Annotated in this window: 6 protein-coding genes and 1 pseudogene; 6 read left to right on the top strand and 1 reads right to left on the bottom strand. The window is 45.0% G+C overall.

The features are described 5' to 3' along the window. The first annotated feature begins 24 nt into the window (after window positions 1–24). Complete coding sequence (locus AC58PQ_RS23030) at window positions 25–5,481, top strand: endo-alpha-N-acetylgalactosaminidase family protein (RefSeq protein WP_497245726.1); 5,457 nt, start codon at window positions 25–27, stop codon at window positions 5,479–5,481. A gap of 302 nt (window positions 5,482–5,783) precedes the next feature. Further along, window positions 5,784–10,271 (top strand): discoidin domain-containing protein, encoded by a 4,488-nt coding sequence (locus AC58PQ_RS23025; protein ID WP_497245724.1) that lies wholly within the window; start codon window positions 5,784–5,786, stop codon window positions 10,269–10,271. 309 nt (window positions 10,272–10,580) lie between these two features. Here the strand turns inward: AC58PQ_RS23025 and AC58PQ_RS23020 are convergent. Next, a pseudogene (locus tag AC58PQ_RS23020) lies at window positions 10,581–10,718 on the bottom strand (transposase); the annotation flags it as partial. A gap of 594 nt (window positions 10,719–11,312) precedes the next feature. Here AC58PQ_RS23020 and AC58PQ_RS23015 point away from each other — a divergent pair. The 4 genes from AC58PQ_RS23015 (at window position 11,313) to AC58PQ_RS23000 (ending at window position 18,168) form a co-directional block, all read left to right on the top strand. Next, on the top strand, window positions 11,313–14,162 hold the full coding sequence (locus AC58PQ_RS23015) for a cohesin domain-containing protein (protein WP_497245722.1): 2,850 nt from the start codon (window positions 11,313–11,315) through the stop codon (window positions 14,160–14,162). A gap of 57 nt (window positions 14,163–14,219) precedes the next feature. Next, entirely contained in the window at window positions 14,220–15,551 is a 1,332-nt protein-coding gene (locus AC58PQ_RS23010) for a cohesin domain-containing protein (RefSeq protein ID WP_497245720.1), read from the top strand. A gap of 207 nt (window positions 15,552–15,758) precedes the next feature. Then, window positions 15,759–17,132, top strand: a complete 1,374-nt coding sequence (locus AC58PQ_RS23005; protein WP_497245718.1) for an ABC transporter substrate-binding protein — start codon at window positions 15,759–15,761, stop codon at window positions 17,130–17,132. Between the two features lie 82 nt (window positions 17,133–17,214). Continuing rightward, window positions 17,215–18,168 (top strand): carbohydrate ABC transporter permease, encoded by a 954-nt coding sequence (locus AC58PQ_RS23000; RefSeq protein WP_497245716.1) that lies wholly within the window; start codon window positions 17,215–17,217, stop codon window positions 18,166–18,168. The last annotated feature ends 7 nt before the right edge of the window (window positions 18,169–18,175 follow it).

The following is an 18,175-nucleotide window of genomic DNA, read 5'->3' as shown; positions in this document are numbered from 1 at the left end:
AAAAATCATAAGGAGATGATTGTTTTGAAAGTTAAGCGTTCGGTACGTTCAAGTAAACTGGTTTCATTAATGACTACAGGCTTTATGATCACACAAATTTTAGGCGTCCCGGCATTCTTCGGGGGAGCAAGCACGGCTTACGCTGCTTCAACGATGATCCAGTCTGCCAAAATGCAGGTAACGATTGACGATAAATTTCCGCGGGTAATTCAGTATCAATGGTTAAGCAGCGGGAAAGTTATGTATGGGCAAGAGGATACGCTGACCACAGTCAATATCAATGGAGTGGCGTATACGCCAACAGTTTCGTTCGTGCAGGATGGGATTGATAATGCGACGTACACGTTGACCTTCCCAACGATTAATGTTGTCATGACAGTCGTGATCAATGTTGTCGATAATGTGCTGGAGTTTAGAGTGAAGAATATTCAAGAGAACGGTTCTACTTTGGTGCAAACCGTAGAATTTCCGAACCAAAGTCTGGTGTCCATCCGTGACACGCAAGCAGGCGCGCAAGAAACGGGTGTAGATGTTGGATCTTGGAATTCATCTAAGGAAGAGTACAACTTACTTGCGAATAAAGCGGTAGATGCGGCGCCCGTTGCCAAAACGTATGTGATATTAAATACGAATGAGTTGGCAGCGACCATCTACAATAATGCATTCGAGATTCTGCAGAACAAAGATAGCGATGTGAGCAACCAAGGCCCAGAGAAACGGTACTATTATCAGACTGTGGCAAAGACCGGCTACAAGAAGCTGGGAGTCTGGAATTATCCTTGGACGTATCGGGAAACGGATGGCAGCAATCAGGAGATTGTTGAGCTTCCCTACGCTAAGGTCGCTATTACCGACGATGCGAATGGAGACGGAGCCATCAATTGGCAGGATGGGGGGATTGCTTACCGCAAAATCATGCCTTTGCCTAAGGGTTCTGATGTCATGCCTAAAGTGATGCCGGAAATCGCTTATTCACGACAGAGCTTGAGCCAGTGGCCGTTTTTGCGGACGCTGGATATGGTCAAGAAGTTTTATCTGTATACGGATGGCTTCGGCCAATTGCTTGAGTACAAAGGCCATCAACATGAAGGGCATGATGACGGTTTTAATGATTACGGAAACGTTATCAACGAAAGATTAGGCGGCGTAACCGATCTGAATACGTTAGTCAACGAAGCAAGCAAGTATAATACATATGTCGGCGTCCATTTAAATTTGAATGATGCTTACCCGGAAGCACAGCATTATTCCTATGATAAAATTGGTAATATTTCATGGCAAACCATGGATACAGGGTATTATCTGAAACGCCATGCGGATTCTATCGACCCTGGGCCGGAGGGTTTGGCAGCGAGATTAGGAGAATTAAAACAGAATGTTCCGAACTTGAAATGGATTTATGTAGACGTCTATACCGGCCTTGGCTATAACCAGTGGAAACTGGCACATGAGTTGAACAATAACGGCTGGATGATCGGCTCGGAATTTAGCGGAGCATTGAATCGCTATAGCGTCTGGAGCCATGTGAACGAGAACGAGAGCAAGGTGGAACGTTTCATCAAAAATAATGTCACTGACCAATTTATGTACGACCCGATTTTGCTGACAACTCGCCATGCCAGTGCGATGGGATACGGGAACGATAAAGACTCAGATCAAGGAACGATTGGTTCGACTGTTAATGATCAGATGAACATCTTTTTTACTCAAACCCTGCTGTTCAAGTACATGCAAAATTACAATATCATGAAAATGAATGTCAATTCGACACTGAATCAATCAACAAGCGTCACGTTTGACAACGGATTGGTTGGTCAAGTCGTAGACCCGGGTACAGTCACGAACGACGGTACGTATGTCACGAACAATCCCAAGGTTGAATTGAAAAAGAACGGTGTACTGCTTGCAACTTACCAAAAATCATTTAAGAAAAAGATTGTTGCTCCAGAGTCAGCTGGTTATCACACTAAGACTGTGGATTCGCAATTGACGCAATATTTGCTTCCATGGGATCCTCAGAATGAGACCAAACTGTATCACTGGAACTCGGTGGGCGGCAATACGACATGGACACTTCCCGCCAGCTGGGCAGGTGTAACCAATGTAGATCTGTATACACTGTCCGACACAGGCAAAACCTTGGTGACTAGCTTGCCGGTAACCTCAGGTCAAGTTACGATCAATGCGACAGCCAATAAGCCGTATGTCATCTATAAAGGCGGTCAAACCGACGCGATCACGCCAGTATCATCATTAGATTTCGGTACAGGCGGATTCGTTAAGGATCCAGGTTTTGACAGCCGAGCACTGAACAATTGGAGTGTAACCTCCACAAACGGCAGCACGAACCACGTTTCGATCCGAACGAATGAGGCAGGGGACCCGTACCTGCAAGTGAAAGGAAATAACGGGGCTGACGCAACGATTTCCCAAACGATAACTGGTCTGACGGCCGGCAAAACGTATCAAATGTCTGTTTGGACAGAGGTCAAGAACGGTCAGACAGCCACGGTCGGTGTGAAGAACTACAGTGGAACAGAAGTAACCAATACGATGTCCCAATCCAACATACCGAACAAATACTACAATACGATGCGGGAAGCGATCAATGCGAATAACCTTGGAACGAATAATATGCAACGGCTAAGTGTTAATTTCACGGTGCCGACCGGTAATTCAAGCGCAACGATTTATATGAAAGCAGCTCAGGTAGCGGGATCTTCTTCGGCGGAAGTTGATTTTGACGATGTTCGCGTGGTGGAACTTACGAATCCAGCACCACAAGGAAACCATTATTTCTTCGATGATTTCGAAAGCAATAATGAAGGACTTGGACCGTTTATTCCAATTAATACGAATAAAGCTCATATTTCGGAACTGCATGCAGGATTTACGAACGATACGATTAATGGAAATAATTCGTTGAAAATGCGTGCTAATAGCACGACTCCTACTAGCATCACAGGCGAAATAATGAGAACTATTCCTTCCACAGTAAGGTTGCTGCCAAACACGACCTACACGATAAGTTTCCCATACCGTATGTCGCTGCAGAACAGCTATAACATTGCAGTGACCAGCGGCTACGGCAGCGGTGCGGTCGACCTATTCAATGAAACGATCGATAACTCTAAATATTTCTATAGTAAGACATTCACAACTGGAAGTTCAAACGATTATAGCATTCGATTCTTCAATAACATCGGCGGATGGGATAATTTCATCATCGACGATTTCACAGTGGATTTGGGAACTGTAGCTCCTCCAATCGAGACAGCGGAACAGACTTTCGACACCGGGCAAGTCGGCGGTTGGATTGACGCTTATGGGAATGGTTCTGTTCAGGCGGCCAGCCAGCAACTGGCGTTGAGTACAGATCGAAATGAAACCGTAGCGCTCGATCAAAATACGCCAGATATTGCGGACGGAGAGCTAACCTTCACGGTTACGCCGCAGAACAACAATGTGGCAGGAGCGATCATCCGTTATACATCGCCGAACAGCTATACACGCATAGGTTTCGATTCGGCGGCTAATGGATGGAGATATTGGGACCCGCAAGGAAATACAGGTATTATCAATATGCCTGGAGTCGAACTGACGACAGGAGTTCCGCATAAAGTCAAGCTGACCTATACAGGAACACATTACACGCTTTATGTCGACAATATCTTGAGCTATGATGGCGACATTCCTGCATTGAAAACGACGGCAGGACGCACCGGCTTTTCGGTTAGAAACAAGTCTCTCGTATACTTCGACAACATAACACTTAAGAATCTGGGTGCATCGTCGGGATCAACACCAATTGTGCCTACGCCGGCGAACTCGCAATCGACGCCAGGCAAGATTGTGCTTGACACCATAGATGATGCGTATGTAAGAGATGGTGGATCTGCGACAACGAACTTCGGTAAGGATCCATCACTCGTTGTCAAAATGGACGGAATAGGCTATTCCCGCGAATCGTATCTGAAATTTGATCTGTCCGGGGTAACTACCTCCGTATCTGCGGCCCAAATCAAGCTGAATGCCATCATGAAAGGCAGCTCGGCACCAAATCAAGTGGTGGAGCTAGTCAGTGACAATACGTGGAGTGAGACCACGATCAATTGGAATAACAAACCAGCCTCATCTACGGTAATTGCAACTTTTACCCCTGTCTTAGGCGTTAATACAATCGACGTAACGAGTCAGGTTCAGAGTGCACTGGCTGCAGGCAAGAAATTATCAGTGAGAATTCATGCGGCGCAGATTACGAGCGGTACATCCGATGTGAGTTACGGAACGTTCGAGAATACGACGGTCAGTAACCATCCGGTACTCGAACTGACAGTACCATTAAATGCAAACGCAAATCTGAAAGGGCTGAGCCTGTCGAGCGGCCAGTTGAATCCAGCATTTGCAGCGGAGACGACATCGTACACGGCGAATGTGGCGGGCGATGTGAGCAGTATTACCGTAACGGCATCGGTCGACGATAGCACTTCGACGGTAAAGGTAGGCGGACAACCGGCGACCAGTGGTCAGGCAAGCGGACCGATCGGCCTGAATGTAGGCACCAATACGATTACCGTAGTGGTAACGGCACAAGACTCGACAACGAAAACCTATACCTTGACCGTGAATCGCCAGGCTTTGTCTCCAACTGCCCAATTGAGTGGCGCCAATACCGTTATTTCAGGTCTGTCGTTCGATTTCATGTTTGGACTGAGCAATGTGACGGATAGCGTGTATCAGAGCGTCTATGCACAAGATCTTACACTCAATTATGATCCTACTAAGTTTGACCTGAATGCGATCACATCCATGAAGCCTGGATTTGCGATCGTAACCCAAAAAGAAGAATCGCCAGGTCGTGTTCGAATTCTGGCCGCCAGCCAAGGGGCAGATCATGCGATCAATCCCAATGAAAACTCTTTGAAATTCTCGTTCACTGCCAAATCATTGACCCAAGATACGAATACAACTGTCTCCGTGACTCGTGTTGGTATCGGGAATAACGTGGGTGACGAATTGCAAGTTAACGGGGCTTCCCGTGATGTGCTGGTCACTGCACAGGCAGATAAAGCGGTATTACATGCATCGATTACTTCCGCCCAGTCTACACACGATGCTGCGATGGAAGGAACGAAACCAGGTCAATATCCTGTAGGCTCGAAAGCGGTTCTGCAGAATGCGATCAACTCGGCATTATCCATAGACATCAACCCTGCAGCAACGCAGCAGCAAGTCGATCAAGCAGCAACGGCCTTGCATGCAGCAGTACTGGCATTCGAAGCGCTGGTTGTAACCCACATTCCGGGTGACTTAAACGGAGATGGTCGTATCAGCATAGGAGATTTAGCCAAAGTAGCGGCAGCCTATGGAAAGAATTCTTCCAATCCGGATTGGAATCAATATCTATTGGCTGATTATAACCATGACAACAAGGTTGATATTATCGATCTTGCGGCAATCGCCAAATTGATTTTAGAGTAATGAAGTAGTAATAGAGAGGGACGGCTCAAGAGCCTTCCCTCTCTATACATGGAAATAACGGTATATTAGAAAACCATGTTTGAGAGCATATACAGTTGAATAAGGCTGTTAATGGTGGAACTCCTGAGAAATTTGTTGACACGGGCACGATTGTAGTAGAAAAGACAAATATTGAAGATACGATCAAGAACACGAAACCTTGGAATTAATGAATTAATCAGAGAGAAGGGGGCTGCGTCCGCTCTTCTCCCAATGTTGAAGTGAGCTAAACCGATCGCATTTTTTAACGAGGGAGACATACGATGAGAAAGTATACAAATTTAAAAGCAACGCTAATTTTTGCATTCATTTTTGGCATTGTGATGATCCTAGGGACTGTTAAGCCAGCATATGCATGGGTATCTGATAATGGAAACGGTACATTCACCAACCCGGTTTTGTGGGGGGACTATCCAGATAATGACGTCATTCGGGTGGGGACAGATTATTATATGGTTTCCTCAAGTATGAACATGATTCCAGGTGTACCCATAATGAAATCCAAAGATTTGGTGAATTGGGAGTTTAGTAGTTATGCCGTTCAAAAGATGGACAGTCCAACCTACAGCTTCGTTGGTGGAGATGAATACAATGAAGGGCCTTGGGCAACTAGCTTGAGGTATAATAACGGAACGTTTTATGTCCTGTTTAATTCCAATCGGGAAGGAGCTTATCTTGCTACAGCTACCGATGCGGCAGGACCTTGGACGTTGAATAAGATTTTGACTGTAGACGGTAAGTCCACAGGCGTAAAGTTATATGACCCAGGCATGTTCTTTGACGATGATGGTAAAGTTTATGTTGTACATGGTCAAGGCACCTTATATGTGACGGAATTGACTGCAGATGGAAAGGCTGTAAAGACACCTCAACAGATGCTTTATACGTGTAATACCGGTAGTTATTGCGAAGGCTCCAGGGTTTATAAGAGAAACGGGGTTTATATTGTATTGAATACACCGACTTGGAGTCAAGGCTCCAAGAAAGAAGTTGTTCACACAGCCACGAACATTTATGGGCCTTATGGACAAGATGTCGATATTATGACCAGCTTCTCGAACTGGGCCGGAGGCGGGGTACACCAAGGTGCGATCGTTGATACGCCGACAGGAGAATGGTGGTCGATCATTTTCCAAGATAGATATCCTTATGGACGTGTACCTACATTGCAACCGGTTACATGGGTTGGCGACTACCCGATTATGGGAATCAATAAAGAAGCTGTAGTCACTTACCCAAAACCGAATGTGGGTGGGTCCGTGACGACTACGATCAAGGAACCTGTGACTTCGGATGAGTTCGACAGCACGAAACTTGGACTTATTTGGCAATGGAATCATAATCCGGATGATACCAAATGGTCTCTGACAGAAAGACCAGGCTTCATGAGATTAAAGGCAGCTAATGTGACGTCCAACCTAACTTATTCAAGAAATACGCTAACTCAAAGGCTTCTCGGACCGGATTCCACAGGTGTGATCAAGATGGATATTACCAATATGGCAAACGGCGATTTTGCTGGATTGAGTATATTCAATAAAGATAATAGCTTTATCGCAGTAAACAACGTTAATGGAATTAAAAGAATTGTCGTAAAGAATTTAGGGACAGAGGTAGCCAACGCCCCGTTCTCAGGAAACCAAATTTGGTTTAAAGCGGAATCTCCGAAGTTGTCTGCAATGGTAAACTATTCTTTCAGCACAGATGGGATTAATTTTAAACAACTCGGCGGATCGATACCCATTATTAAATCCGGGTACGTAGGTGCGAGGTTCGGTATATTTACGTATGCGACGATTGCAACAGGTGGATACGTGGATGTTGACTGGTTTCATATTACGACGAGCGAGACCTCCGGAAACTTGTTTACAATAGGTCAAACCATTGAAGCCGAGCGTTATGACGACAAATCTGGCGTCAAACTTGATTGGGTCAATGATCAGATCATCAATGGAAAAGACCAGTATGTAGGCTGGATCGTTAATGGTTCTTGGTTGAAATTCGATCAAATTGACTTCGGAAATGGAGCGACGACGTTCAGCGCAAGGGTTGCAGCGGCAGTGAGTGGCGGCAATATAGAAATCAGGCTCAACAGTCCGACAGGCACTTTAGTAGGTACCTGTGCAGTTGCTCCTACTGGCGGTTTGCAGACATGGAAGTCCCAATCCTGCAATATTAGCAATGCAGCGGCTACAGGCAAGCAGAAGGTATACCTTGTTTTTACAGGCGGCTCGGGGTATCTGTTTAATATGAACTGGTTCAGATTTGATTCAAACTTGTCTATCCCTCAAGTACCAACTAACTTAACAGCATCAGCTGTAAACTTTTCACAAATAAATGTAAATTGGGATGCTTCCCCTGTAGCGTTCGATTATGATCTTGAAGTTGATGGAACGGTAGTAAACACGTTGAGTAGTCCATATCCTAATCTCGGACTTGCTTCAAACTCAACACATACTTATAGGGTAAGGGCCAAGAATTCGGTAGGAACCAGCGCATGGAGTTCCCCGGTTAGTGCGGCTACAAAAGAAGCTATTATACAGCAATCGCAAATGACGGCAACAGCGACCAGCCAGGAAACGACATCCGCGAATCATTCAGCTTCCAATTTGTTGGATGGAAATAATGCAACATTTTGGCAAACTAAAGGGGATCTGAGCAATCCGCTTCCACAATCGGTCACCTTGAATCTTGGCGGCGCTTATTATGTGACGAATCTCAAATATTTGCCAAGGCAGGACGGAAGCTCGGACGGCAATATAACAGGATACAACATTTATGTCAGCAATGATGGAACGAATTTTACAAAGGTCGCAACTGGCAGCTGGGCTAATGATGCGACGGAGAAAAACGCTCAAATCGCATCTGCAACGACGGCAAGGTATGTGAAGCTGGAAGCAACGTCCGACAATGGCGGCTGGGCATCCGCAGCAGAATTGAATGTGATCTACGATCTGCCGGTCATCATTCCACAATCGCAAATGACAGCAACGGCAACGAGTGAGGAAACGGCAAGTACTAATAATTCAGCTGCTAATGTATTGGATGGAAACAATTCGACAATCTGGCATACCAAATGGAACTTAAGCAATCCGCTTCCACAATCGATCACCTTGAATCTTGGCGGCACTTATAATAATATGACGAATCTCACATATTTGCCAAGGCAGAGCGGAGGCACGAACGGCACTATAACAGGCTACAATATTTATGTCAGCAGCGATGGAACGAATTTTACGAAGGTTGCAACTGGCAGTTGGACCAATGACACTTCAGAGAAGAACGTTCAATTCGCGCCAGTGACGGCAAAGTATGTGAAGCTGGAGGCAACGGCCGGCAATGGCGGTTTTGCATCCGCAGCAGAAATTAAGGTCTATAGAAGCCCATCTACCAGTGTGAAATTAACGACAACGGACAATGCGCCAAGTGGCTGGGTTAATCAGAACACCACGGTAAACTTAAACGCAACGGGTAGCGTATCTGGCGTTTTGACGACATATTACATCGTCGATGGTGGAACTCAGCAAACCGGATCCTCGGTCGTGCTGACAACGGAGGGCGTTCATACAATCAACTACTGGAGCGTAGACGCGGGCAACACAGAAGCTGGGCATACGGTAACCGTTAAAATCGACAAAACAGCGCCAGTCTCAACAGTGACCCTGTCACCAGCCGGGCCGGACGGAACAAATGGCGAATACATCACTCCAGTCACGGTGACAGCAAGTGTCTATGATAATTTGTCAGGTGTGAAGAAGACGGAGTACAGTCTGGATAACGGGAATGCATGGGTAGCGTATACAGCGCCTGTTACTTTCGTAGAGGAAGGCCAGTATATGGTTATGGTTCGTTCAACCGATCAAGCGGGACTTGTTGAGCAACCTAAGAATCTTAGTTTTACAATTGGCTCGCCCAAAGTAGCTGCAACGCTAACGGGTCCAACCTCGGTTCAGAGTGGAGCATTATTCAGCACGAATGTAGGCTTTGGCAATCTGGCAAACAGTGTCAATTCCTCGGTATATGCTGCGGATATCACGTTAAACTTTGGAACAAATGGCATTGATTTTGTATCGGTGGAACCGTTAAAGCCCGGATTCGCAGCGGTTGAGAACAAGACTGACGCGGCAGGACAAGTTCGAATTATAGCAGCGGCTCAAGGGGCAATGGGAGCGTTAACGACAAGCGGAGATGTATTCAAAATCAATTGGAGAGCGAAGTCGCTCTCACAGGTGGCGCAAGTCAATTTGAACCTGACCGGTGCTGTCCTTTCCAATGCCTTGGGTCAAGAGACAGGAGCCGCATTGACTTCATTATTGGTATCGGTTATCCCTGTTGATCGTACATCCTTACAAGCGGTCATTAACACAGCGCAGTCCAAATACGATACAGCGGTAGAGGGTTCTCTAACCGGTCAATATCCGGTAGGTTCCAAAGCTGTGTTGTTGTCTGCTATTAACGCAGCTAAAACAACCAACTCGGATCCAGCGGCTACCCAGCAGCAGATCGATAGCGCAGCTAACACGTTAAACCAAGCGTTGCAAGCCTTTAATCAGTTGATTATCACTGCCTTGCCAGGAGATATCAATGGTGATGGTCATGTAAGTGTAGGTGACTTGGCTATTGTAGCAGCGAATTATGGAAAAACGTCGGCTAGCGCGGATTGGAATAAGGCAAAAATTGCTGACATTAACAATGACGGCAAGATCGATATTATCGATTTAGCGGGTATCGCCCGTCTGATCCTACAATAATAATAATTGACTTAAGATGTAAGCACTGAATTAGCCCTCTCGTCACGCACGCTAAAATAGCTGCTTGAGAGAGGGCTTTCTGTTATAGGGATGAATAATCTCCAAGATACGGAATAGGAAAGGACATAATAGATCATGTTTATAACGAATTCGATCATTTGTTTACGCTTACAAAAGGTATGAGATGAGACCAGGTTGAAGACAGCCTAGTATTTATCCAACATGGAGGGATAATAAAGAACAATATTTGAAGATCGCCTTTGCAGCTAATGACATGCCAGATTTGTTTTACATGAAACCGAGTGCCGTTTTTAGACGAAGTTTTCGGAATTTGGTCAAGGAACTGGAATCCATGACAAGGTCTTCCGGGGCCATCCCTAGAAAGTACTTAAAGGACATGTCGTACCGAGAGCGATCGACAATGTCGACATGGGACAAGTCGGAAATGTAATCTGACAGTTGAGCAGTTTCATAAGGAACTGAGGAAATTCAATACGGGAACAGCTTCGAATGATTATGGATTAGATCCACTAAGAGAACGGGATCGGATTCAGACGAAGGAACTGAGAGACTAAGGTCAGGGATGGATTCCTGGCCTTTGTTTTGTTTTCTGAATTATGGAAAGAAAGACAGTAGTTTTTTAACTGTTTACAGTAGTAATTTCAATGGTTGTAAATCGTGAAAATCACTATGATAAGGCGAAGCAATGTAAAAGTTACCAGATTGCCTGAAAAAATGTATTGATTATCGAGACAAATTTGAAAAATTGAACTAGTTATGAAAAATCGAATGATTAAACTTCAACCCGAATAATGGGAATATACGGAAAGCGTTTAGGGATGAGTTACTTTAGTAACGATAATGATATTTGAAGGGGGTGAGTTTAGTCATGACTTGGTTTGTACAAATCTTGAAAAATAGATGAAAGTGTTTACCGCCTCATATCCATCAGAGTATATGCAGTGTCAACTTTGTTGATTTGAGGTAAATAATGTGAAATAAATGCTGCGATTATAACCATAATGAGGGGTAATGTTAAAAATGAAGAAGAAATGGAAAATATTATCTATCGCAATAGCTTCAAGTATTATGCTTTCATCGGTATCGATTCCCAATAAAACATTGGCGGCATCAACTGCGGCATCAACTGCTGTCGTTCCGATTAATTGGTCTGCATTTACTGCAGGTAACCCTACAGATGCTAATTCTGAGCGTCTCAAAACCATATTACTTAACACAAACAAATTTGCTTTGACAAATTGGTATAATACGGTGAAAAACTATGACGCACAGACAGAACCATATTTAAACCTTGGCGGAACTGGTGAACATAACATACGACATCCGGCAGGGATGGCACTTGGACTCGCAACTTCGATCGCATTTGGCTTATATGATGAATCGAAGACAGGCGTAACTTTATCCGATGCCAAGAATACCACGATTAAACTGGTCAACTCAGTGGCCAAGCTGCATAAAGCCAACACCACCGGTGGGTGGGGAGACGCTTGGCAAAGCGCGCATTGGGCCCATTTTGGGGGATTCGCCGCATGGCTGATCTGGTCGGACTTGAGCTCGACGGATCAGGAGTATGTGCGCAAGATGGTAGAATACGAAGCAAACCGCTTCAATACGTACAATGTTCCATACTGGAAAAATGTGGATGGTACTGTCAATTATGCCGGCGATACGAAGGCGGAGGAAAATGCTTGGAACAGTCAAATTCTCCAACTTGCCGTCAGCATGATGCCGAATCATCCAAACTATTCGATCTGGATGTACAAACTTACGGAGTTGATGATCAGTTCTGTTGGTACGCCGTCGGATTTAACGAATACGACCGTGTATAACGGAAAGAAAGTGAGTGATTGGTTAAAGGGGACGAACTTGAACGACGACGGAACGTTAATTAACCACGACAGGGTTCATCCGGACTACTTTGAGTCCTTTGTTTTGAATGATACTGCGGCGCTTCAGCTTACCCTTGCTGGTAAACCAACGCCAAGTGCGACATTCTTCAACTCTGATAAGATTTATGACGCACTAGTAGATCGTGACTTCTCAGCCCCTCCTTATAACGCGCCAGGAGGAACGATCTATATTCCTGGAAGTGGAGACTTGTACTATCCGCAAGGAAATGACTGGGGACCAGGAATGAAATTGCATTTCGCAACAATGGATGCGTTTGTCGACGCGTTTGGGTTGGACGGGCTCGCTTCAAGAAAAGGAGCCTATTGGGAGCCTTTCCATGCGCAAAAAGTATTGGATATGCAGAATCGAACTACAGATGGTCATACGTATATTACGGCAGGGGAAAATGTTTACGAGGGTAGAGAAGAATCGATTGCTTATCATGCGGCATGGGCTTGGATAGCCAAATGGGTTAAGAAATCAGGGAAATTCACAACGAGTAACGACACTTACTCGCCTCTGACTATCGGGTCATCCAAGACCGCTATTCCAGTTACGCAATCGATGGTCAATGCTTCCACGAATCAATATCCTGGCACAGGGACAACGCAGCAGAACGGCTGGCGTGCGTTCGATGGCGACTTAGGCACATCGCCCGATACGTTGTCGGGTTCAGCCTGGGTGCTTGTAGACTTTGGCGAAAACAACAAGCAAGTGATCGACACCATCATGTTTTATCCTAGATCGGGTAATATAGGCCGGATGAACGGAGCGATATTCCAAGGCTCCAACGATGGAACGAACTTCGTCAATCTTTATACAGTAGGCAGCCTCAGCTCTTATCAAGTGTATACGGTGGCGACAGCCGACAAGACACCTTTCCGTTATTTCCGCTATTACACGCCTAACGGATTTGCTAACGTTGGAGAAATAATGCTTAATAAGCCGTTTATTGACAAGGATTTGCTCACGCAGTTGTTGAACGAAGCGGCAGCGATTAACGCTATCCAGTATACGGCTGACAGTTATGCTGCACTTCAAACAGCTATAACAACGGCGACAAGCGTGTCTGCGAGTGCATTTGCAACCCAGGCAGAAATCGATGCTGCGTCGGCCAGTTTGCAAACGGCACTGAACGGATTGAATGCTCTGTTCCCTCTTAAGTCTACATTGACAGGTGTACAGCAGGTAAATTCTGGCCAAACGTTCAATCTGACGATGGGGCTGACAGGCGTTGCGCGAAGCGTGTACCAGCAAGTGTATGCCCAAGATTTTAAACTGCAGTATGACCCTGCAAGTTTGCAATTCGATTCGGTTACATCGCTAAAAGAAGGGTTTCAAGTCATTGATAATTATGAGGCAGCTCCGGGACAAATCCATATTGTGGCTGCCGGCGTGGGTGCATACGTGCCTGCCCAAGGCGATGTGTTTGAAATCAAATTTACGTCCAAATCTGTAGCCCAGGCAACGAATACGACAATTTCTGTTGATCATGTTGTGATTGCCAATAAACAGGGGAATGAACTGCAGGTTGGCGGTGCTTCCCGCGAGATACAAATAACTGTACCAGGTACACCTGAAGATAAGGCGCTCTTGAACGCAGCGATCGCAAGCGCTCAGGCGAAGTTCGCTTCAGCAGTAGAAGGCAATAAGGATGGTATGTATACGGTTGGCTCCAAAGAGCAATTGCAGTTGGCTATCAATACGGCTAGTGCAATAGCGAATAATTCGAACGCGACTCAGCAGCAGGTGGATAATGCGATAACCGCATTGGAAGCGGCAGTTCAGTTATTTGAAAGCAAGCTAATAACCGCAGATATCAATGGAAATGGTGTCTCTGTTGGAGACTTGGCTTTAGTTGCAAAAGCTTATGGTCAAAATCGAGGTCAAGTAGGCTGGGATGAGAAAGTGGATGTAAATCATGACGGCAAGGTTGACATTGAAGATTTGGTAATCGTAGCATTTGAGATTCTTAAATAAAATAGCTAGGAATGATTTTGGATTAGATTACAACCATAATGAAGGGTAGTGTTATAAATGAAGAAGAAGTGGAAAGTGTTGGCTATTACAATAGCTTCGAGTATTATGCTTTCAGCGATATCGTTTCCCAATCAAACATTGGCAGCATCAACTGTTCCGATTCTGAATGAAGCAGAAGCTTTGACCGTATCCTCGCCTACCAATGACTTGTATAAAACCATTTCCGACACCAACTATAGCAATGGACAAGCTATTTCATTTGAAGCGAATGCAATCGGTGACCAGTTGGAGTTTTCCGTTGATGTACCAGTTCCGGGGGGTTATAACTTAAAAACACGGCACAAACAAGGTGGAAGTCGCGGCAAGTACCAATTGTCCATAGACGGAGTAAATGTAGGCGGGGTTCAAGACATTTATCTCGGCTCTCTATATCAAGAACTTGATCTAGGTACAGTGTACTTCAGCACGCCTGGCACGAAAAAAGTCAGGTTTACGATCGTTGGTAAGAATCCATCGAGCACGGGCTATATTATACCTATTGATTATATTAAATTGACCCCGGAACCAAAACTAACTTCTTTATTGACTGGTGTACAGCAGGTAACTTCTGGCCAAACGTTCAATCTGACGATGGGGCTGACAGGCGTTACGGAAAGCGTATACCAGCAAGTGTATGCCCATGATTTTAATCTTCAGTATGACCCTGCAAGTTTGCAATTCGATTCAGTTACATCGCTAAAAGAAGGGTTTCAAGTCATTGATAAAAAGGAAACAGCTCCGGGACAAATCCATATTCTGGCTGCTAGCGTGGGTGCAAACGTGCCTGCCCAAGGCGATATGTTTGCAATCAAATTTACGGCCAAATCTATAGCACAGACGTCCAATACGACAATTTCTGTTGGCAATGTTGCTATTGCTAATGGTGAGGGGAATGAGCTTCAGCTGGGCGGTTCCTCCCGTGAGATTCAAATAACTGTACCTATACCTGTAGTGAAGTCGATCTTGAACGGGGCGATCACAAGCGCTCAGGCGAAGTACGATGCAGCAGCAGAGGGCAATAGAGATCGTCTGTATGTGGTTGGTTCCAAAACGCAATTGCAGTCGGCTATCAATACGGCTACTGCAATAGCGAATAATTCGAACGCGACTCAGCAGCAGGTGGATAATGCGAAAGCCGCATTGGAAGCAGCAGTTCAGTTGTTTGAAAGCAAGCTAATAACCGCAGATATCAATGGAAACGGTGTCTCAATTGGAGACTTGGCTATTGTTGCGGGAGCTTATGGTCTAACTCCAGGCCAAGAAGGCTGGAATGAGAAAGTGGATGTAAATCATGACGGCAAGGTTGACATTGATGACCTGGCAATCGTAGCGTTTGCGATCATTCACTGAAACAGCTTCGAATGATTATGGATTAATTGGATCAGTAAAGAAGTGCGAGGGGACACCTAGTGTCTCCTCTTTGTAATGTTTCCCAAAAGATGGCCCCAAAAGACAGTAGTTTTTCAACTATTTACAGTACTAATTTCAATGGTAGTAATCTGTCGACATAACTATGATAAAAGAGTAGCAACGCAAACAAACTAGGAGGTTATTAACATGAGAAATTCAAAAAAAACAGTGGCAATGGGTATGGTGCTGTCGACTGTTATACTTTCACTGACGGGTTGTGGCAGTAATACTGGAAGTAAATCCGCTGAAAGCACAAAACCTGTGGAGAGTGTCAAACCGGCAGTTAGTACAAGTCCTGCGGGAACAAAGCTTTCCGGGGATTTTGAAATTCAATACTTTATCGGTGGGTATGGCGATGCATGGTGGAAACAAGCTATTGGTGAGTTCCAGAAGCTGAATCCTGACCTGAAGATCAAAGAATCTGCCGGCGCTAAAATTAATGATCAAATGAAACCTCGTTGGATTCAAGGTAACCCGCCTGACTTTGTTTATATTGACGGAGCCGGAGCCAACACAAGGCAAATGGTAACGGATGATCAGTTGATGGATATTACAGACTGGTTGAAAGATGCTAAGAACATAGATGGGAAGAGGATCCTCGACCTTCTGATCGCACAACCGGAGGAGTATAAACCAGGGAAAGCATTTGCAGTTCCGTTAGTCTTCGGTTCCTGGGGGACGTTCTATGATAAAGCATTATTCAAAAGCAAAGGGTGGGAAGCACCTGTCGACTTTGAAAGCTTCATGGCTTTAGGAGGAAAAATTAAAGCTGATGGTACAATGAGCGATTACATTCATACGGGGGTTTATCCGTACTACATCAACGGGGGCTTGTTAGACCCAACGATTGTTGCCATGAACAACTATGACACTTCCATCTCTAAGAAAATCAATACCCTTGAAAAAGGCGTTTGGAAGAGCGAGCCGGTTATGAAATCACTTGCCAAAATTGTGGAAATGAGAGACAAGGGTCTCATCGATAAAGGGGCACCGGCGCTGAATCACACGGATTCCCAAACGCAATGGCTACAGCACAAAGCAGCATTCATACCGACCGGCATTTGGGTTGAAAGTGAAATGGCCAAAGATATTCCAGCAGGATTCGAATTTGGATTCTTACCTTCCATCGGCCAAGACAAAGGCGGAAAGTTCGTTGCTAATCCGTACACGGCTACTGTAGGAATCGCTAAAAAAGCCAAGAACCCAGAAGCGGCTAAAGCGTTCATGCAATATATTTTCACAGAAAAACAGAGCAAGGCTTGGGCTGAGCTTTCTAAAGCACCTTCGAACATCAAAGCGGATCTAGAAGGAACGAATGCACCTGCTCTAACGAAAGAAGCAGCTAAATTCTATAACTCACCGAACACCGTAGTTGCGCCTGAAATCGTTATCCCTGAGGAGCTGGTAACAGCGAGAAATAACGCGACGCTTGCGCTTACGAAAGGTGAGATTACACCTCAGCAGTGGGCAGACCGTATGGAAGAAGCGACGGATAAGATTCGTTCAAAAGAAAAAAAATAAGCAATGATTAGGTTTTGGATGATAATAAGGGAAAAAGGCAGACTCCCTTATTATCATTCAATAATTTAGATTGGAGGAAGGTATGAATGTGAGTAAGAATGCCGCAACTGGCATGATCGATCAGAAAATAAGTGTTAGAACCGGCTCAGCGAAGATGAAGCGTAATATGTTCATTCTTTCCTTTATACTTCCAACTTTACTTCTTTATCTCGTGTTTACCGTCTACCCGTTGTTCAAAGGGATTTATCTGAGTTTATTCGATTGGTCGGGCGGTTCCGAAACCTATAACTTTATAGGACTTGGTAACTTCAAGGAAATGATTCAGGACAGTGTCATCTTGAAGTCAATCCGTAACGATTATATTTTACTCATCGGTAAAGTAGTTGGTTTCATGTTCATGTCCATGTTCTTCGCAGTTGCACTAACTCGTTTCAACCTCAAAGGTTCCGGTTTTTATCGAATCATTTTCTTTATACCTAATGTGCTCTCGGTTGTTGTAGTCGGTGTCCTATGGCGCTACGTGTATAACCCTAACCTTGGGTTCTTGAATTCCTTTATTTCCTTATTTACAGATAAACCGTATAGTTTCGCTTGGTTAGGCGACAAGTGGTCGATATTCGCGCTGATACCGCCATCCATATGGGCAGGTGTAGGCTTTACGATCCTTTTACTGATTGCAGGTATTCTAAGCATTCCGTCGTCGTTATATGAATCGGCGGAGATTGATGGAGCGTCACAGTGGCATCAATTTTGGATGATTACACTTCCACTATCGTGGGAGCAAATCAAGACATCCGTTCTCTGGATTGTCATGACGACACTCAATGGATCCTTCATCATCGTCACGATTATGACCTTTGATGGCGGAGTAGATAATGCTACACAGGTTATGGGTTCCTATTTGTATTTGAACGCATTCAAGTTCGGCAAATTCAGTTATGCGTCTGCGATTGGCGTCCTCATTTTGGTGCTCTCCTTAATTACCACAGCAGGTCTTCAGAGGCTAATGAAAAAGGATACCATCGAATTAACGTAGAGGAGTT

It is taken from the genome of Paenibacillus sp. J22P143, assembly GCF_059692035.1.
Note: the sequence above shows the minus strand (reverse complement) of the source record. Positions and strands in the feature narration are given on the sequence as shown.

Bases quoted from the DNA above. Each gene is read 5' to 3' on its own strand.
- AC58PQ_RS23025 (WP_497245724.1), top strand. From the start codon at position 5,784: ATGAGAAAGTATACAAATTTAAAAGCAACGCTAATTTTTGCATTCATT.
- AC58PQ_RS23015 (WP_497245722.1), top strand. From the start codon at position 11,313: ATGAAGAAGAAATGGAAAATATTATCTATCGCAATAGCTTCAAGTATT.
- AC58PQ_RS23010 (WP_497245720.1), top strand. From the start codon at position 14,220: ATGAAGAAGAAGTGGAAAGTGTTGGCTATTACAATAGCTTCGAGTATT.
- AC58PQ_RS23005 (WP_497245718.1), top strand. From the start codon at position 15,759: ATGAGAAATTCAAAAAAAACAGTGGCAATGGGTATGGTGCTGTCGACT.
- AC58PQ_RS23000 (WP_497245716.1), top strand. From the start codon at position 17,215: ATGAATGTGAGTAAGAATGCCGCAACTGGCATGATCGATCAGAAAATA.